Below are 17,263 nucleotides of genomic sequence, written 5' to 3' on the forward strand. Positions count from 1 at the left end.
GGGGTCAGTGGGACGAGCCGCTCAGGTTCAGTCCCACCACGCCGACGAGAATCAGGCCGATGCAGGCGATCCGCGTCGCCGTCAGGGCCTCGCCGAACCATGCCACCCCGATCAGCACGATCAACGCCGTGCCCAGGCCCGACCACAGGGCATAGGCGACCGACACGTCCCAGGTCTTCAGGGCCAGGGTCAGCAAGCCCAGGCTGGCGCCGTAGAAGGCGAACACGCCGACGGAGGGCAGCGGCCGGGTGAACCCCTCGGCCAGCTTCATGGAGGTCGTCCCCGCCACCTCCAGGACGATGGCGCCGAGCATGTAGATCCAGGGCATCATGGGGTTAGACCTCTGTGCAGTCGTCGGGATAGCGCGCCGCCAGGAAGTACAGGCCGCCGGCCGGGGCGGTCGGGCCGGCGGCGGCGCGGTCGCGGGCGGCCAGCGCGCGGCCCACGTCGTCATCCGACCACTTGCCCTCTCCCACCAGCGCCAGGGTGCCCACCAGGTTGCGCACCTGGTGATGCAGAAAGGAGCGCGCCCGGGCGGTGACGTGGATCTCGTCGCCCACCCGGGCCACGTCCAGCGCGTCCAGGGTCTTCACCGGGCTGTCGGCCTGGCACGCGGCGGCGCGGAAGCTGCTGAAGTCGTGATGGCCGACCAGCCGCCGCGCCGCGTGGCGCATGGCCTCGGCGTCCAGGTCCCGGGGGATCCACCACACCCGGCCGCGCGCCAGGGCCGGCGTGGCCCGCCGCGTCAGGAGACGGTACAGGTAGCGGCGCTCGATGCACGAGAAGCGGGCGTGAAACGTGTCGGCGACCACGCGCGCCTCCAGCACGGCGATGGGCGCCGGCCGTGTCAGGGCATTGAGCGCGTCGGCCAGCTTGCCGCCGGGCAGGACGCGCGGCAGGTCCATATGGGCCACCATGCCCAGGGCGTGCACGCCGGCGTCGGTGCGCCCGGCGGCATGCAGGCGCACGGGCTGATCCGCCGGCCGGTTGGGGGTCAGGCGTTCGGCGGCCTCCTCCAGCGCCTGTTGCACCGAGGGGCCGTTGACCTGGCGTTGCCAGCCGACGAACGGCGCGCCGTCGTATTCGATGAGGAGCCGGTAGCGCGGCATGATCCCGCCGTCTCCTACCCGAGGACCGTCCCCGGGGGAAGGGGGTGACCGCGCAAGAAGGCCTCGGCCTCCAGGGGCGCCTTGCCGGCCCGTTGCAGGACGCGCAGGCGAAGCGCCGTGCCCTCGCCGCAGGCGACGGTGGGCGCGGTGTCCAGCACGGTCCCGGGCGGGGTCTCGGGGCGGCCCTCGACCACGGGGGTGCAGGCCAGCACCTTGATGCGGTCTTCGCCGTGGGTGAAGAACGCGCCCGGGGCGGGGGTGATCCCGCGCACGTGGCGGTCCACGTCCGGGGCCGCGCGAGACCAGTCGAGGCGGCTTTCGGCCTTGTCGATCTTGGCGGCGTAGGTGACGCCCTCGGTCGGCTGGGGCGTGGCCGGGAGCGTGCCGGTCGCCCATCCGGCCAGCGCCCGCAGCAGCAGCGGCGCGCCCAGCGCCGACAGCGCGTCATGGAGGGTGCCCGCATTGGCGTCCGCGCCGATGGGCACGGATCCGGCCAGCAGCATCGGTCCGGTGTCCAGGCCGGCCTCCATCCGCATGATGGTCACGCCGGTCTCGGCATCCCCGGCCATGATGGCCCGCTGGATGGGGGCCGCGCCGCGCCAGCGCGGCAACAGCGAGGCGTGCACGTTGAGGCACCCCAGGCGGGGCGCCTCCAGGATCGGGCGTGGCAGGATCAGGCCGTAGGCCACCACCACCGCCACGTCGGCCTGGAGGTCGGCGAAGGCGGCCTGGTCGGCGGGATCCTTCAGGCGCGCGGGATGGCGTACCGGCAGGCCCAGGCTCTCGGCCACCCTCTGGACCGGGGACGGCCGCTCCGCCTTGCCGCGTCCGGCCGGACGCGGCGGCTGGCAATAGACGCAGACGACCTCGTGCGCCCCCACCAGGGCCCGCAGGGTGGGCACGGCGAAATCGGGGGTCCCCATGAAGACGACGCGCAGGCGTCCGGGGTCTCTCGGGCTCTGTTTCCCGTCGTCGCTCACGCCGCCACCACGCCCTGCTTCTTCCGTTTCTGAAGCTTGCGCAGGATCATGTTGCGCCGAAGGTTGCTCAGGTGGTCGACGAACAGCGTGCCCGAGAGGTGGTCGATCTCGTGCTGGACGCAGATGGCCAGCAGGCCCTCGGCCTCGATCTCGCGCACCGTGTCGGTCTCGTCGCGGTAGCGCACGCCCACGCGGGCGGGGCGGGTGACCTCCTCGTAGGCCTCGGGCAGGGACAGGCAGCCTTCCTCGTGCACGTTGAGGTCGTCCGAGACCCACAGGATCTCCGGGTCGGCCATGCGAACGGGCCGTGGCGGCTCGCCCTCGCGGGCCACGTCGATCACGATCACCCGCTTCAGCACGCCCACCTGCGGCGCGGCCAGGCCGATCCCCGGGGCGGCGTACATGGTGTCCAACATGTCGTCCATCAGACGGCGGACGTCGGCGTCCACGGTGCCCACCGGCTTGGCCACCTGCTTCAGGCGGGGATCGGGGGCGATGACGATGGGCAAGACGGCCATGGCAACCTCGACAAAGGACTCCGCGCCCTGCATGGGCGCGATGGGCGGGCCGGGCACGATAAGATCAAGGAACAGCCCCGACATAAGGCGCGCGCGGCGGGGCGTCAAGGATGGGGGCGCCGGCCCGGCGACGCGGGGTCGGTCCCGCACGGGCATGGTCGGACCGTTGGAGATTGCATCAGAAATAGGTGTCGCATATATTTTCATGTGAGAGGAAACGCCATGGCGGCATCACAGATGACACCACAGAGTCAGCCCATTGTTTCCTCGGGGGACGATGAGGCCCGCGCCCGGGTGGTGACCAAGGCTGTGCGCGCGGCCTGCCGGAGGCTGGGGTTGCGTCAGCGTGAGGTGGCGGTGATGCTTGGCCTATCCGAATCCACGGTGTCACGATTGATGCACGGCGGTTACCTGCTGCGGGAAGGCGACAAGCCTTACGAGTTGGGGGTTCTGCTGGTGCGTCTGTTCCGCTCTCTCGATGCCCTGGTCGGCGGTGACGAGGGGGTTGCCCGGGCGTGGTTGCGGGCGGAGAACGATGCCCTCGGTGGCCGGCCTGTTCATCGTCTGGCCGAGATCACGGGGGTGATGGATGTCCTTGCCTACCTGGACGCCCGACGCGCTTGCCTCTGAGGCGCGGGCGTACATCGGGGACGGCTGGCGACTGGTGGAAGCCCAGCATCTGGTCTCGACCCAGAAACTGGTGGACACGGCCGACGAACAGACCCTGCTCGAAGAAATCCTGGAAGACACCAAGCCGCCGGTGCCGCCCGAGTGTCGGCACGTGCACTATCTGCTGTTCACTCCGTTTCGGTACGGCCCGTATCCTCATGGCTCCCGATTTCGGCGGGCCGGCCGCACAGCCGGCGTGTTCTATGCCGCCGAGGCCGTGGAGACGGCGGTGGCCGAGATGGCCTTCTATCGCCTGCTGTTCTTCGCCGAATCGCCGGGCACGCCGTGGCCCGCCAACGCCGCGACATATGCCGCGTTCGCCGTGGCGCTGGAGACGACGCGGGCGCTCGACCTGACCGCGCCGCCGCTGAACAGGGATCGGGCGATCTGGACCCATCCCACCGACCATGGTCCCTGCCAGACCCTGGCGGAGGCCGCGCGCGCGGCCAACATCGCCTTGCTGAAAGCGGACTCCGTGCGCGACCCCGAGCGGGGCGCCACCCTGGCGGCGCTGTCCTGCGCGGTCTTCGCGCGACCCGACCCGATCGGATGGCAGACGTGGTACCTGCGGCCCGGCCCGGCTGGCGTCCAGGCGGTGTGCGAATGGCCGTCCCAACGCCTGACATTCGGCCGCGACGCGTTCGCGGCCGATCCCCGGGTGATCGGCATGGTGTGGGCGCGATCGTAACGGCCCCTATCCCAGACCCACCGCCCAACCCACCCCTGCGGCGGCCAGCACGACCAGCCAGGGCGGCGCCTTCCAGATGTGCAGGGCCAGGAAGGCGGCCAGCCCCAGGGCCACGTCGGCCGGGCCGGTTACCGCGCCGGTCAGGACGGGATCGTAGAAGGCGGCCAGCAGCAGCCCGACCACGGCGGCGTTGACGCCGGCGAGGGCCGCGCGCGCGGCCGGGTTGGCGCTGAGCCGCGCCCAGAAGGGCAGGGCGGCGAACAGCAGCAGGGCGCCCGGCAGGAAGATCGCCATCGTGCCCAGCAGCGCCAGCGCCAGGCCGGCGGCCACGCCGTCCCCGGCCGAGGCGCCCAGCCACGCCGAGATCGTGAACAACGGCCCGGGCACCGCCTGGGCCAGGCCATAGCCGGCCAGGAAGGTCTCGCGGTCCACCAGGCCGGTGGGCACCACCTCCGCCTGCAAGAGTGGCAAGACGACATGCCCGCCGCCGAACACCAGGGCGCCGGCGCGGCTCAGGCCGTCGGCCAGGTGTACGGCGGTCGCCCCGGTCATCGTGGCCAGAATCGGCAGTCCGGCCAGCAGCACCACCAGCAGGCCCAGGCAGACCAGCGCCGCGCGCGGGCCCAGGCGCACGGTCAGGGCGCCGGGGGCCTGCACGGGGGCGTCGCGGACCACCGCCCAGCCCACCACCGCGCCGAGGGCGATGGCCGCGATCTGTCCCAGAACCGGCGGGAGTCCGGACAGCGGCGCCAGCAGCACCAGCCCCGCCGATCCCAGCGCCAGGGTGGCGCGCGGCCGGTCCGGGGCCAGGGTCCGGGCCATGCCCCAGACCGCCTGGGCGACCACGGCGGCGGCCACGATCTTCAGTCCGCGCAACCAGCCGGCGTCCGCCGCCGGGTCCAGCGCCGCCAGCCCCAGCGCGGCGGCCGCCAGCAGCAGGGCGGAGGGCAGGGTGAAGCCGATCCAGGCGGCCAGCGCCCCGGGCAGGCCGGCCCGATGCAGTCCGAGGCCGAGGCCGACCTGGCTGCTGGCCGGGCCGGGCAGGAACTGGCACAGCGCCACCAGGTCCGCATAGGCGGCGTCGCCCAGCCACTTGCGCCGCTCCACCAACTCCGCGCGGAAATACCCCAGGTGGGCGATCGGTCCGCCGAAGCTGGTCAGCCCCAGGCGCAGGAACACCCAGAAGACGGACCAGGCGGAGGCGTCCGCGCCGGGGGGTGGCGCCGCGTCGGCGGGGGGGGCGGCGGCGGGGACGGAATCGACGACGGGGGGACGGGGCATGGCGTGCGGGCTCCGGCGGCGACAGGATCCCCGGATCACGGGGGCTGCGTCACCATTCCCCGGGATCCAGGCCCGGACAAGGTGCGCCGGCGCGGTGATTGACAAATGTCATGGATTTGTCGCCGCCGGCAACCGGCGCCGGCCGCCCGAATCGGGAGCGGGCGGCCTGGGTTCCCCTTGCCCCCTTCTGGGAATCGGGTTACGACACCCTACATCTTCCGGGGAGCACACGTCCTGAGCGTTGCAACGCCCGATGCGATAAACAAAAAACAAACTCGGGTCCCATCACGATCCAATGGAGAAGAGGACGTCCATGGCACGCAAGAAAATAGCTTTGGTTGGCGCCGGCAACATCGGTGGCACGCTTGCGCATCTGATCGGGCTCAAGGAACTGGGCGACGTCGTTCTGTTCGATATCGCCGAGGGATTGCCTCAGGGCAAGGCGCTCGACATCGCCCAGTCCACGCCCGTCGAGGGCTGTGACGCCGCCTCCGCCGGGGGCAACGACTATAGCGTGATCGCCGGCGCCGACGTGGTCATCGTGACCGCCGGCGTGCCCCGCAAGCCCGGCATGTCGCGCGACGACCTGATCGGCATCAACGCCAAGGTGATGGGCGCGGTGGCCGACGGCATCAAGACCCACTGCCCCGGCGCTTTCGTCATCTGCATCACCAACCCGCTGGACGCCATGGTCTGGGTGCTGCGCGAACTGTCGGGCCTGCCCCACAACATGGTGGTGGGCATGGCCGGCGTGCTGGACAGCGCCCGCTTCCGCTACTTCCTGGCCGAGGAGATGAACGTCTCGGTCGAGGACGTGAGCGCCTTCGTGCTCGGCGGCCACGGCGACACCATGGTGCCGCTGACCCGCTACTCCACCGTGGCCGGTATCCCTCTGCCCGACCTGGTGGCCATGGGCTGGCTCACCCAGGAGCGCCTGGACGAGATCGTCACCCGCACCCGCAACGGTGGCGCCGAGATCGTCGGCCTGCTGAAGACCGGATCCGCCTTCTACGCCCCGGCGGCGGCGGCGGTGCAGATGGCCGAGGCCTACCTGAAGGACAAGAAGCGCGTGCTGCCCTGCGCCGCCTGGTGCGGGGGCGCGTTCGGCGTGGACGACCTCTACGTCGGTGTGCCCGTGGTTCTGGGCGCCGGCGGCGTCGAGAAGGTTGTCGAGATCACGTTGAACGACGACGAACAGGCCATGTTCGACAACTCGGTCAAGGCCGTGCGCGGTCTGGTCGAGGCTTCCCGCGAGTTGATGCCGAAGGCATGACCGTGGTCCCGGGGCGGCGGCGCGATCGCGCGTCGCCGCGCGGGCGGATGCACCGATGAATCGGGACACCCAAGATCGGGGACAACCGGATCTGGGAGACAGGGGAACCCAGGGATGAACATTCATGAGTATCAGGCCAAGCAGGTGCTGGCCAAGTATGGAGTGCCGGTGCTGAAGGGCGGTGTGGCTTACACGCCCGAGGAAGCCGAGCAGGTGGCGCGCGGCCTGGACGGGCCGGTGTTCGTGGTCAAGAGCCAGATCCATGCCGGCGGACGCGGCAAGGGACGCTTCAAGGAGCCGGCGGCCGGCGACAAGGGCGGCGTGCGCCTGACCAAGTCGGTGGACGACGTGCGCGAGAACGCCGCGCAGATGCTGGGCAACACCCTGGTCACCCACCAGTCCGGCCCCGAGGGCAAGCAGGTCAAGCGCATCTACGTGGAAGACGGCTGCGACATTCAGCGCGAGCTGTACCTGTCCATGCTGATCGACAGGGCCACCAGCCGGGTCATCATCATGGCCTCCACCGAGGGCGGCATGGACATCGAGGAGGTGGCCGCCAAGACGCCCGAGAAGATCTTCACCGTGGCCATCGATCCGGTCACCGGCATCCAGCCGTTCCATTGCCGCAACGTGGCCTTCTCCCTGGGTCTCAAGGGCGACCAGGTGAAAAGCTGCACGCGCCTGCTGATGGCGCTGTATCGCGCCTTCACCGAGACCGACGCGGCCATGCTGGAGATCAATCCGCTGGTGGTCACCGGGGCCGGCGGGGTGTTGCCGCTCGACTGCAAGATGAACTTCGATTCCAACGCCCTGTATCGCCATCCCGACATCTCGGAGATGCGTGACGAGGACGAGGAAAACCCGGCCGAACTGGAAGCCACCAAGCACGACCTCAACTACATCAAGCTCGACGGCGCCATCGGCTGCATGGTGAACGGCGCCGGCCTGGCCATGGCCACCATGGACATCATCAAGCTCTATGGCGCCGAGCCGGCCAACTTCCTGGACGTGGGCGGCGGCGCCACCAAGGAGCGGGTGACCACGGCCTTCAAGATCATCCTGTCCGATCCCAACGTGGAGGGCATCCTGGTCAACATCTTCGGCGGCATCATGCGCTGTGACGTGATCGCCGAGGGCGTGGTCGCCGCCGCCAAGGAGGTCAGCCTGAACGTGCCGCTGGTGGTGCGCCTGGAGGGCACCAACGTGGACCTGGGCAAGAAGATCATGGCGGACTCGGGCCTGCCCATCATCGCCGCCGACAACCTGGCCGACGCCGCGCAGAAGGTCGTCGAGGCCGTCAAGGAGGCGCAATAATCATGGCTGTACTGGTCAATAAGGACACCCGCGTCATCTGTCAGGGCTTCACCGGCAGCCAGGGCACCTTCCATTCCGAGCAGGCGGTCGCCTATGGCACCAGGATGGTCGGCGGTGTCACCCCGGGCAAGGGTGGTGGCACCCACCTGGACCTGCCCATCTTCGACACCGTGGCCGAGGCCCGGGAGAAGACGGACTGCAACGCCTCCGTGATCTACGTGCCGCCGCCGTTCGCCGCCGACGCCATCCTGGAGGCGGTGGACGCCGGGATCGAACTGGTGGTGTGCATCACCGAGGGCATTCCGGTGATGGACATGGTCAAGGTCAAGCGCGCCCTGGCCCACTCCGGAACCCGGCTGATCGGTCCCAACTGCCCGGGGGTCATCACCCCGGACGAGTGCAAGATCGGCATCATGCCGGGCCACATCCACAAGCGCGGTAAGATCGGCGTGGTGTCGCGCTCCGGCACCCTGACCTACGAGGCGGTGGCCCAGACCACGGCCGCCGGCCTGGGGCAGACCACCTGCATCGGCATCGGCGGCGATCCGGTCAACGGCACCAACTTCATCGACTGCCTGGACCTGTTCCTGGGCGATGACGAGACCCAGGGCATCATCATGATCGGCGAGATCGGCGGTTCGGCCGAGGAAGAGGCCGCCGAGTTCCTGGCCCAGTCGAAGGTCAAGAAGCCCACGGTCGGCTTCATCGCCGGGCGCACCGCCCCTCCGGGCAAGCGCATGGGCCATGCCGGCGCCATCATCAGCGGCGGCAAGGGCACGGCGGACGCCAAGATCGAGGCCATGCGCGCCGCCGGCATCCATGTCGCCGACAGCCCGGCCGCGCTGGGCGAGACCATGTTGACGGCCATGAAGGGCTAATCCCGCCCGACCAGGCTTCCCCCCCGCGCCGGGCTCCACCACCGAAAATTGGGTTCGGTGTTCATCGGACGGTGGCACAACGGGGTGTGGGGGGATAGTCTGGTGTTTTCCGGTGACCGGCGCGGCGTGCCCGCCGGTCGCACTCCGGCCCGCTCCCCGGCGGCGGATCGGTTGCCAGCGAACGCTGTCCCCGGGCGGTTTTCGCGCCTTTTGGAAGAACCGACGCGCCGCGCTCCGGTCCCCCGGCTCCTCCGCGTCCGGGGGCCGCCACAAGAAGGGAACGCGGCGGCATGGCCGCGTCAGTCGCGTCACGATGGACAGTCTGTTCGAGTCGACCCTGCGCACCTCCCTGCTCAACGGCGCCAACGCCACCTTCCTGGCGGAACTGTACGAACGCTATCTGGACGATCCGGACAGCGTGGACGCCGGCTGGCGGACCTTCTTCGAGGAGTTGCGCGACGCCCCCGAGGCCGTCCGCGCCGAGCGTCAGGGACCGTCCTGGACCCGCCACACCAGCCAGGTGATCGGCGCCGCCGACCCCGACGCGCCCCCGCCGGATAAGGGGAAGGGGAAGGCCGGCGACGCGGCGGCCCTGTCCGACGACGCGGCGCGCGCGCGCACGCTGGATTCCATCCGGGCGCTGATGATGATCCGCGCCTACCGCGTGCGGGGCCATCTGGAGGCCAACCTGGATCCCCTCGGCCTGACCGAGCCGGAACCGCACCCCGAGCTGGACTACCGGTCGTACGGCTTCACCGAGGCCGACCTGGACCGCGAGATCTTCATCGACAACGTGCTGGGCCTGGAGACGGCGACGCTGCGCGACATCAACAAGGTGGTGCGCGAGACCTACTGTGGTCACATCGGCGTCGAGTTCATGCACATCCAGTACCCCGACCAGAAGGCCTGGGTTCAGAAGCGCGTCGAGAGCGAGTTGAACCGCACCGCCTTCACCGACCTGGGTCGGCGCACCATCATGGAGCGCATCATCGAGGCCGAGACCTTCGAGCGCTTCCTGCACAAGAAGTACCCGGGCACCAAGCGCTTCGGCCTGGAGGGGGGTGAGTCCATCATCCCGGCCATTGAACAGATCCTGAAGCGCGGCAGCCAGCTCGACCTGGACAGCGTGGTGTTCGGCATGGCCCACCGGGGCCGGCTCAACGTCCTGTCCAACGTGATGCACAAGCCGCTGGAGGCCATCTTCAGCGAGTTTCAGGGCCAGTCCAGCAATCCCGAGGACGTGCAGGGCTCCGGCGATGTCAAGTATCACCTGGGCACCTCGGCCGATCGACAGTTCGACGGCAAGACGGTGCACGTCACGTTGAACGCCAATCCCTCGCACCTGGAGGCGGTCAACCCCGTGGTGCTGGGCAAGGTGCGGGCCAAGCAGGCCCAGATCGGCGATACCGAGCGCAGGCGGGTCCTGGGCGTGCTGATCCATGGCGACGCCGCCATGGCCGGACAGGGCGTGGTCGCCGAGTGCTTCGCCCTGGCCCATCTGACCGGCTACCGCACCGGCGGCACCATTCATCTGGTCATCAACAATCAGATCGGCTTCACCACCAGCCCGCAGTACAGCCGCTCCGGCCAGTACTGCACCGACATCGCCAAGGTGATCCAGGCGCCGATCCTGCACGTCAACGGCGATAACCCGGAGGCCGTGGTGCACGCCGCGCGCGTGGCCGTGGAGTTCCGCCAGGAGTTCGGCACCGACGTGGTGCTGGACATCGTCTGCTACCGGCGCCAGGGCCACAACGAGGCCGACGAGCCCGCCTTTACCCAGCCGCGCATGTATGCCCACATCGCCCGCCACCCCAGCACGGTCGAAACCTACGGCCGCTATCTGGTGGACAATGGGTTGATGGAGCAGCGGGTGCTGGACGACCTGCACGCCGCGACGGTGGCGCGCATGGAGGCGGCCTTCGCCGCCAGCGGCGGCTATCGCCCCAACCGCGCCGACTGGCTGCTGGGCACCTGGGAGGGCCTGGAGGCGGCCTTCGGCGAGGAGGAGTACAAGCAGTACGCCACCGCCGCCAAGCCGCATGCCCTGGCCGAGGTGTTCAAGGCCATCTCCACCACGCCCGAGACCTTCGACGTCAACCCCAAGATCGCCCGCCAGCTCAAGGCCAAGGCCGCGATGCACGAAAGCGGCGAGGGCATCGACTGGGCCACCGCCGAGGCGCTGGCCTTCGGGACCCTGCTGCTGGACGGGCACGCGGTGCGGCTGTCGGGCCAGGATTGCGGGCGCGGCACCTTCTCCCAGCGCCACGCGGTGCTGGTGGACCAGACCAGCGAGGCGCGCTATCGCCCGCTCAACAACATTCGTGACGGCCAGGCGACGTTCGAGGCGCTGGACAGTCCGTTGTCGGAGTTCGCGGTGCTGGGCTTCGAGTACGGTTACGCGGCCCAGGATCCCATGGCGCTGGTGCTGTGGGAGGCGCAGTTCGGCGACTTCGCCAACGGCGCCCAGGTGATCTTCGATCAGTTCATCTCGGCGTCCGAGTACAAATGGCTGCGCATGTCCGGGCTTGTGGTGCTGCTGCCGCACGGCTACGAGGGTCAGGGACCGGAGCATTCGTCGGCGCGGCCCGAACGCTTCCTGCAATTGTGCGCCGAGGACAATCTGGTGGTCTGCAACCTGACCACGCCGGCCAACTACTTCCATGCCCTGCGCCGCCAGCTTCGCCGCAACTTCCGCAAGCCCATGGTTCTGTTCTCGCCCAAGTCGCTGCTGCGCCACAAGCTGTGCGTCAGCGCGGTGGCCGACTTCCAGGACGGCAGCCGGTTCCGCCGGGTGCTGGGGGAAACCGACGATCTGGTGCCCGATGACGAGGTGCGCCGCGTGGTGCTGTGCACCGGCAAGGTCTACTATGACCTGTTGCAGGCCCGCCGCGAGCGGAACATCCGCGACGTCGCCCTGGTGCGGGTGGAACAGCTTTACCCCTGGCCTCGGGACGGCGTGCAGCGCGAACTGAAACGCTATCCGCGGGCCACCGTGATCTGGTGCCAGGAGGAACCGGCCAACATGGGCGCCTGGACGTTCGTGGACCGGCGGCTGCACTATGCCCTGGAGGACCTGCAACACGCCGAGCGACAGGCGCACTACGCCGGGCGCAGCGCGTCGGCCTCGCCGGCGACGGGCACGGCCCGGGTTCACCAGCAGGAACAGAACACCCTGGTCGACCAGGCCCTGACCTGGGACGTGGACGACCTGCCGCGTCCGTTCAGCCGGGCCACCGGCCTGTCGGCGGTGACCTGACCGGCGCTCCGCCGGTCGAGGAGTCCGGTGCCTTGACCGGTGTGCGAAGCCCGGTGTGCTTGTCCTGAAACCCCACGCAATCCAGGTGCCACGGTGAAATTCGACGCACAGAAGTTGCTGGATCAGTTCCTGGGGAGCGGGTCCGCCTCGGGGACGCCGCCCGCCGGGGCGGGGCGCCCGTCCGGATCCTCGGGCGCCAATCCCCTGTCCGGTGTCGCGGGCGGCGCCCTGGCCGGAGGGCTGGCCGGCGTGCTGCTGGGCTCCAAGAAGGGGCGCAAGGTCGCCGGCACGGTCGCCACCTATGGGGGCATGGCGGTGGTCGGCGGCCTGGCCTGGAAGGCCTGGCGCGACTGGCAGGCCGGCCGGGCGGCCCCGCCCCCGGGCCAGGGACAGGCGCATGGACAGGCAACGCCTCAGGCACCACCCATGCCGCCGGCCGACAGTCCCTTCCTGCCGCCCCCCGATCGGCCGGATGCCATCCAGGATCACAGTCAGACCCTGTTGCGGGCCATGATCACCGCCGCCAAGGCCGACGGCCACATTGACGGCGACGAGTACAGCCGCATTTTCGAGCAGCTGAACAGCATGGGGCTCGATGCCGACGCCAAGGCGTTCGTCATGGACGAACTGGGCCGGCCCATGGATATCGGCGCCGTCACCGGGAGCGTCACGGGTCCCGAGATGGCCGCCGAGGTCTATGCCGCGTCGTTGCTGGCCATCGACCCCGACGGTCCGGCCGAACGGGGCTATCTGGCCATGCTCGCGGCCCAGCTTCGCCTCGACCCCGCGCTGGTCGATCATCTCCACGCGTCGGTGGCCGAGTCCACCGCCTGAGGGGGACGGTCCCGCGCCGCGACTTACGACAGGGGCCCGAGCGCTGTCTCCTCGGACGTCCCAAGCAGGAAAGGATGGAAGGAACGCCGATGGCCACCGACATCACCGTGCCCGCCCTGGGTGAATCCGTCAGCGAGGCCACCGTGGCCAAGTGGCTTAAGAAGGTCGGAGAGGCGATCGCCGCCGACGAGCCCCTGGTGGAACTGGAAACCGACAAGGTCACGGTGGAGGTCAACGCCCCGACCGCCGGCGCCCTGACCGAGATCGTCGCCGCCGAGGGCAGCGAGGTGGCGGTGGGCGCCCTTCTGGGACGCCTGGAGGCCGGCGCCTCCGGCACCACGGCCGCGACGCCCGTCCCCAAGGCCGAGGCGGCGCCCAAGGCCGAGGTGGCCTCCGCGCCGGAACCCGCCGCCGCCCCGGCGCCGGCCGGCACCGGAACCGCCAACCCCGACCTGCCGCTGTCCCCGGCGGTGCGCAAGCTGGTGGCCGAGAACAGCCTGGACCCGGCGACCATCCCGGCTTCGGGCAAGGATGGCCGCCTGACCAAGGACGACGTGCTTGGCCATCTTCAGCGGGCCAAGGCCGGCGCCGCGTCCGCCGCCCCGGCGACCGCCGCCGCGCCGGCCGCGTCCCGCGCGGATGATCCGCGCGAGGAACGGGTGCCCATGAGCCGCCTGCGCCGGCGCATCGCCGAGCGTCTCAAGCAGGCCCAGGACGACGCCGCCATGCTCACCACCTTCAACGAGGTGGACATGACGGCCATCCTGGACGTGCGCGCCCGCTATCGCGACGCTTTCGAGAAGCGGCACGGCGTGCGCCTGGGCTTCATGTCGTTCTTCGTCAAGGCGGCCGTCGCCGCGCTGCGGGAGTTCCCGACCGTCAACGCCGAGATCGACGGCACCGACATCGTCTACAAGAACTACTACGACATCGGCGTCGCGGTGGGCGGGCCGCAGGGCCTGGTGGTGCCGGTGGTGCGCGACTGCGACACCAAGAGCTTCGCCGAGATCGAGGTGGAAATCGCCGGCTTCGGCCGCAAGGCGCGCGACGGCAAGCTGACCATGGAGGAGATGACCGGCGGCACCTTCACCATCTCCAACGGGGGGGTCTACGGATCCCTGATGTCCACGCCCATCCTCAATCCGCCGCAGTCGGGCATCCTCGGCATGCACAAGACCATGCCGCGGCCGATGGTCATGCCCGATGGTTCCATCCAGGCGCGGCCGATGATGTACCTGGCGCTCAGCTACGATCATCGACTTGTCGATGGCAAGGAAGCGGTGAGCAGTCTGGTGCGGATCAAGGAGGGGATCGAGGATCCGCAGAGGTTGCTGCTGGACACCTGAGGCATACCGACGGCGAGGCGTTCCGGGCATCGGAGCGCCTCTTCCCGTTTAAGGGGCGTGGACCCCTGAGTCGAAACCCCTGATCCATGCGGGGGAAGAACGGCGTGGCGGACGGATCCCTCCGGCCACGCCTCGAAAGCAAGACGGAAGGATAGGGACCGATGAGCGAGAATCCGTACGATCTGGTCGTGATCGGTGGTGGACCCGGCGGGTATGTCTGCGCCATCCGGGCGGCGCAGTTGGGCATGCGCGTGGCGTGCGTGGACATGCGCAAGACCCTGGGGGGAACCTGTCTGAACGTGGGCTGCATCCCCTCCAAGGCGCTGCTGCACTCCTCGCACCTGTTCGCGCAGGCCAAGCATGACGCCGCCGGGCACGGCATCAAGATCAGCGGTACCGTGCGCCCGGACCTGGCGACCATGATGGCCCGCAAGGATGGCGTGGTGAAGGCCAACACCGACGGCATCGCCTATCTGTTCAAGAAGCATAAGGTGGACTGGATCGGCGGCATGGGCCGCGTGGACCACGCGGGCGAGGTGGGCGTGGCGCTCCATGACGGCGGCGACAAGACGCTGGTCGCCGACGCCATCGTGCTGGCGACCGGTTCCGAGTCGGCGGCGCTGCCGGGTGTGGAGCTGGACGGTCGCATGATCGTGGACTCCACCGGGGCGCTGGCGCTGTCCAAGGTGCCCAAGCGCCTGACGGTGATCGGCGCGGGCGTGATCGGCCTGGAACTGGGTTCGGTGTGGCGGCGCCTGGGCGCCGAGGTGACGGTGGTCGAGTACCTGGACCACATCCTGCCCACCATGGATGGCGAGATCCGCAAGCAGGTCCAGCGCATCCTCGCCAAGCAGGGCCTGTCCTTCATGCTGGGCCAGCGGGTCACCGGCGCCAAGAAGACAGCCAAGGGGGTAACGCTCTCGGTGCTGCCGGCCGCCGGCGGCGACACCCAGCAGGTGGTCTCCGACGTGGTGCTGGTGGCCATCGGCCGCGCGCCGCATAGCCTGGGCCTGGGCCTGGACAAGAACGGCATCGAGCGGACCGAGCGCGGCTTCATCAAGGTCAACGACCGCTACGAGACCACCGCCAAGGGCATCTATGCGATCGGCGACGTGATCGGCGGCGCCATGCTGGCCCACAAGGCCGAGGAAGAGGGCGTCGCGCTCGCCGAGATGCTGGCCGGCCAGAGCCCGCACGTGAACTACGACGCCATCCCCGCCGTGGTCTATACGGCGCCGGAGATCGCCGCCGTGGGCAAGACGGAGGAACAGCTCAAGGCCGCCGGCACCGAGTACAAGGTCGGCCGCTTCCCCTTCACCGCCAACGGCCGCGCCCGGGCCATCGGCGAGACCGACGGCCTGGTCAAGGTCCTGGCTGATGCCCACACCGACCGCGTGCTGGGGTGCCACATCGTTGGATCGGCCGCCGGCGACCTGATCCAGGAGGTGGTGATCGGCATGGAGTTCGGCGCCTCGGCGGAGGACATCTTCCGCTCCAGCCACGCCCACCCGCAACTGGGCGAGGCCATCAAGGAAGCCGCGCTGGCGGTGCACGACCGGCCGCTCCATCTTTGAGTCCGTCCGACCCCGGGCGCCGCGCGGGCGCCCGGGTCTCGTCGCCTGGACCGTGGGACCGGGCGATCCCGGCGTCCAACGGACTCGTGGGGGGTGTCCCAGAGCGGTCGGCCTGTCGATGTGAGGCTGTGTCGACGGTCACGGACGGCGAGCCCGGGATGGTCGAGGCTGTGTCGTGTCCCCCTTGTGGAGATACGGACGCTCATGCCTGATCCGACTGACGCCCTTCGGGGGCTTGTGCCGCGCGCCGCCCACCCGAGGCTGGGGGCCTGTCTTCCGATAGTCGTGGGCGTGGTGGCGGCCGTGGTCGCGTCGGTCGCCCAGGCCCAGGGCAGCCGTCCCGCCACCCTGACCATCGAGCGCAACGAAACCTGCCTGCATGCGGCGTTTCCGGACACCATGCGCAGCGTCGATACGGTGCCGCTCATGCTGCCGGCCGGTGACGGTTCGGTGTCGGGGACAGGCCGTTACGATCACACCGGCACGGGATACTCTCTGTCGGGGTCGAGCGTCTATCGGGGCCGGATCGAGGGCGGCGATACGCTGGTGCTGACCTTCGGGCAGTGGCACTGGCAGGGGAAGGCCCTGACGCCCGTGGCGCCCGAGATGCCCACCGCCGGCCATCCCGTCGTCCTGCGGTTGGCGCAGGGGGCCGAGGCGCATGTGGCCTTCAAGAACGCTCACGCCGACAAGGCACCCTGCTCGGGAACCGTGCTCTACCGGCTTGATCTGGCGCCGTGACCACGGGGCTCACCCGTGATCGTCCGTTCCTCCCGAAATCGAACCCTGCCTTTTCGCATGGTTGACGACGCGCCCGGAACCAAGCAGGGTGCGCCCCGGACGTTTGTCCGATCGGCGACGCCCGGACCGTCCGGCGGATCGGGTGTGCCCGGTGTCCCGGAACGAAGCCGAAACGGGGTGTCCGGCGGCCTTTTTTTTTGTTAGGGTGCCGCCTCTTCCTCCCGACCCTCACCTGCCCCGGCCGAGGAAACCGCTGCCGCGATGCCCTCGTGGGGCGACGTATGGGACAAGAGCGGGCGGAGGAGGCGCTGCGTCGGGCGTGACTCCGACTCTGAATCGCGAAGACGACAGGTGAACACGTGATGCGGAATCTGAAGTGGGTGGCCCTGCTGGCGGGGTTGTGCGTGTCCTCGACGGCCGTGGCCGCGCAGGGGAACGAGTCCTGTAACGTGGTGGGGGTGTACGGAACCATCGCCCTGATGGTCTGTCCGGGGGCCCGTACGGATGCCGATTTTATCGCCGCCGGGCAGGAAGCCTGCGATTCCATCGCCGTGCGGAATGTCTGCAACGCCTGGATCTGGAGCGATGACCGCAAGGCGGCGCGCGTCCTGCCGATGGAAGGCCATCAGCTGGACAGCGTGACGGCGCTTTGGATTCATCGCCAGGGCCAGTTGAAGGTGTGCGCCCGCGACGGCTGCTACGCCGGTCAGAAAAAGCGCTAAGGGGCGCCGAGACACCGGACCGGACGAACCGTCACGCCGGACGGCGCCCTCGGGCGTCGTCCTGGTCGCCGGTCGCG

General features: G+C 69.7%; 16 protein-coding genes. 11 read left to right on the forward strand and 5 right to left on the reverse strand.

Annotated features, from left to right (window positions below; genetic code table 11):
• Positions 1–4: 4 nt before the first annotated feature.
• Genes GGD89_RS10760 through def form a run of 4 tightly spaced genes read right to left on the reverse strand, consistent with a single transcriptional unit; the run spans position 5 to position 2,607 of the window.
• Positions 5–331, reverse strand: a complete 327-nt coding sequence (locus GGD89_RS10760) for a DMT family transporter (RefSeq protein ID WP_246423037.1) — start codon at positions 329–331, stop codon at positions 5–7.
• 4 nt (positions 332–335) lie between these two features.
• A complete protein-coding gene (gene truA, locus GGD89_RS10765) occupies positions 336–1,109 on the reverse strand; it encodes a tRNA pseudouridine(38-40) synthase TruA (protein WP_184045066.1) in 774 nt (257 codons plus the stop codon).
• A gap of 14 nt (positions 1,110–1,123) precedes the next feature.
• Positions 1,124–2,032 (reverse strand): methionyl-tRNA formyltransferase, encoded by a 909-nt coding sequence (gene fmt / locus GGD89_RS10770; RefSeq protein ID WP_221238420.1) that lies wholly within the window; start codon positions 2,030–2,032, stop codon positions 1,124–1,126.
• 53 nt (positions 2,033–2,085) lie between these two features.
• Complete coding sequence (def, locus tag GGD89_RS10775) at positions 2,086–2,607, reverse strand: peptide deformylase (RefSeq protein ID WP_184045154.1); 522 nt, start codon at positions 2,605–2,607, stop codon at positions 2,086–2,088.
• Between the two features lie 222 nt (positions 2,608–2,829).
• Between def and GGD89_RS10780 the strand changes: the two genes are divergently transcribed.
• Positions 2,830–3,237: an antitoxin Xre/MbcA/ParS toxin-binding domain-containing protein gene (locus tag GGD89_RS10780; RefSeq protein ID WP_221238419.1), complete on the forward strand. Its 408-nt coding sequence runs from the start codon at positions 2,830–2,832 to the stop codon at positions 3,235–3,237.
• Positions 3,197–3,964 carry an RES domain-containing protein gene (locus GGD89_RS10785; RefSeq protein ID WP_184045070.1) on the forward strand — a complete coding sequence of 256 codons (768 nt, stop codon included), beginning with the start codon at positions 3,197–3,199 and terminating at the stop codon, positions 3,962–3,964. Before GGD89_RS10780 ends, GGD89_RS10785 begins: the two co-directional genes overlap by 41 nt.
• A gap of 6 nt (positions 3,965–3,970) precedes the next feature.
• On the opposite strand, the gene chrA is transcribed toward GGD89_RS10785, so the two are convergent.
• A complete protein-coding gene (gene chrA, locus GGD89_RS10790; RefSeq protein ID WP_184045072.1) occupies positions 3,971–5,245 on the reverse strand; it encodes a chromate efflux transporter in 1,275 nt (424 codons plus the stop codon).
• Between the two features lie 313 nt (positions 5,246–5,558).
• Here chrA and mdh point away from each other — a divergent pair, with 313 nt between their 5' ends.
• From mdh to GGD89_RS10835, 9 genes are all read left to right on the forward strand, one after another.
• Positions 5,559–6,518, forward strand: a complete 960-nt coding sequence (gene mdh / locus GGD89_RS10795; RefSeq protein ID WP_184045074.1) for a malate dehydrogenase — start codon at positions 5,559–5,561, stop codon at positions 6,516–6,518.
• A 114-nt stretch (positions 6,519–6,632) separates the two neighbouring features.
• On the forward strand, positions 6,633–7,832 hold the full coding sequence (gene sucC / locus GGD89_RS10800) for an ADP-forming succinate--CoA ligase subunit beta (protein WP_184045076.1): 1,200 nt from the start codon (positions 6,633–6,635) through the stop codon (positions 7,830–7,832).
• A 2-nt stretch (positions 7,833–7,834) separates the two neighbouring features.
• On the forward strand, positions 7,835–8,710 hold the full coding sequence (gene sucD / locus GGD89_RS10805) for a succinate--CoA ligase subunit alpha (RefSeq protein ID WP_184045078.1): 876 nt from the start codon (positions 7,835–7,837) through the stop codon (positions 8,708–8,710).
• Between the two features lie 313 nt (positions 8,711–9,023).
• Complete coding sequence (locus GGD89_RS10810; protein ID WP_184045080.1) at positions 9,024–11,969, forward strand: 2-oxoglutarate dehydrogenase E1 component; 2,946 nt, start codon at positions 9,024–9,026, stop codon at positions 11,967–11,969.
• Positions 11,970–12,062: 93 nt separating this feature from the next.
• Entirely contained in the window at positions 12,063–12,803 is a 741-nt protein-coding gene (locus GGD89_RS10815; RefSeq protein ID WP_184045082.1) for a DUF533 domain-containing protein, read from the forward strand.
• Between the two features lie 89 nt (positions 12,804–12,892).
• Positions 12,893–14,149, forward strand: a complete 1,257-nt coding sequence (gene odhB / locus GGD89_RS10820; RefSeq protein WP_184045156.1) for a 2-oxoglutarate dehydrogenase complex dihydrolipoyllysine-residue succinyltransferase — start codon at positions 12,893–12,895, stop codon at positions 14,147–14,149.
• Between the two features lie 161 nt (positions 14,150–14,310).
• Positions 14,311–15,723: a dihydrolipoyl dehydrogenase gene (lpdA, locus tag GGD89_RS10825; RefSeq protein WP_184045084.1), complete on the forward strand. Its 1,413-nt coding sequence runs from the start codon at positions 14,311–14,313 to the stop codon at positions 15,721–15,723.
• Positions 15,724–15,927: 204 nt separating this feature from the next.
• Positions 15,928–16,464, forward strand: a complete 537-nt coding sequence (locus tag GGD89_RS10830; protein ID WP_184045086.1) for a hypothetical protein — start codon at positions 15,928–15,930, stop codon at positions 16,462–16,464.
• 362 nt (positions 16,465–16,826) lie between these two features.
• Complete coding sequence (locus tag GGD89_RS10835; RefSeq protein WP_184045089.1) at positions 16,827–17,186, forward strand: hypothetical protein; 360 nt, start codon at positions 16,827–16,829, stop codon at positions 17,184–17,186.
• Positions 17,187–17,263 lie beyond the last annotated feature (77 nt).

It is taken from the genome of Roseospira visakhapatnamensis, from assembly GCF_014197915.1.
Classification (GTDB): Bacteria; Pseudomonadota; Alphaproteobacteria; order Rhodospirillales; family Rhodospirillaceae; genus Rhodospira; species Rhodospira visakhapatnamensis.

Bases quoted from the DNA above. Each gene is read 5' to 3' on its own strand.
- sucD (WP_184045078.1), top strand. From the start codon at position 7,835: ATGGCTGTACTGGTCAATAAGGACACCCGCGTCATCTGTCAGGGCTTC.
- lpdA (WP_184045084.1), top strand. From the start codon at position 14,311: ATGAGCGAGAATCCGTACGATCTGGTCGTGATCGGTGGTGGACCCGGC.
- fmt (WP_221238420.1), bottom strand. From the start codon at position 2,032: ATGGGGACCCCCGATTTCGCCGTGCCCACCCTGCGGGCCCTGGTGGGG.
- GGD89_RS10760 (WP_246423037.1), bottom strand. From the start codon at position 331: ATGATGCCCTGGATCTACATGCTCGGCGCCATCGTCCTGGAGGTGGCG.
- GGD89_RS10780 (WP_221238419.1), top strand. From the start codon at position 2,830: ATGGCGGCATCACAGATGACACCACAGAGTCAGCCCATTGTTTCCTCG.
- def (WP_184045154.1), bottom strand. From the start codon at position 2,607: ATGGCCGTCTTGCCCATCGTCATCGCCCCCGATCCCCGCCTGAAGCAG.
- truA (WP_184045066.1), bottom strand. From the start codon at position 1,109: ATGCCGCGCTACCGGCTCCTCATCGAATACGACGGCGCGCCGTTCGTC.
- GGD89_RS10810 (WP_184045080.1), top strand. From the start codon at position 9,024: ATGGACAGTCTGTTCGAGTCGACCCTGCGCACCTCCCTGCTCAACGGC.
- chrA (WP_184045072.1), bottom strand. From the start codon at position 5,245: ATGCCCCGTCCCCCCGTCGTCGATTCCGTCCCCGCCGCCGCCCCCCCC.
- GGD89_RS10830 (WP_184045086.1), top strand. From the start codon at position 15,928: ATGCCTGATCCGACTGACGCCCTTCGGGGGCTTGTGCCGCGCGCCGCC.
- odhB (WP_184045156.1), top strand. From the start codon at position 12,893: ATGGCCACCGACATCACCGTGCCCGCCCTGGGTGAATCCGTCAGCGAG.
- mdh (WP_184045074.1), top strand. From the start codon at position 5,559: ATGGCACGCAAGAAAATAGCTTTGGTTGGCGCCGGCAACATCGGTGGC.
- sucC (WP_184045076.1), top strand. From the start codon at position 6,633: ATGAACATTCATGAGTATCAGGCCAAGCAGGTGCTGGCCAAGTATGGA.
- GGD89_RS10835 (WP_184045089.1), top strand. From the start codon at position 16,827: ATGCGGAATCTGAAGTGGGTGGCCCTGCTGGCGGGGTTGTGCGTGTCC.
- GGD89_RS10785 (WP_184045070.1), top strand. From the start codon at position 3,197: ATGTCCTTGCCTACCTGGACGCCCGACGCGCTTGCCTCTGAGGCGCGG.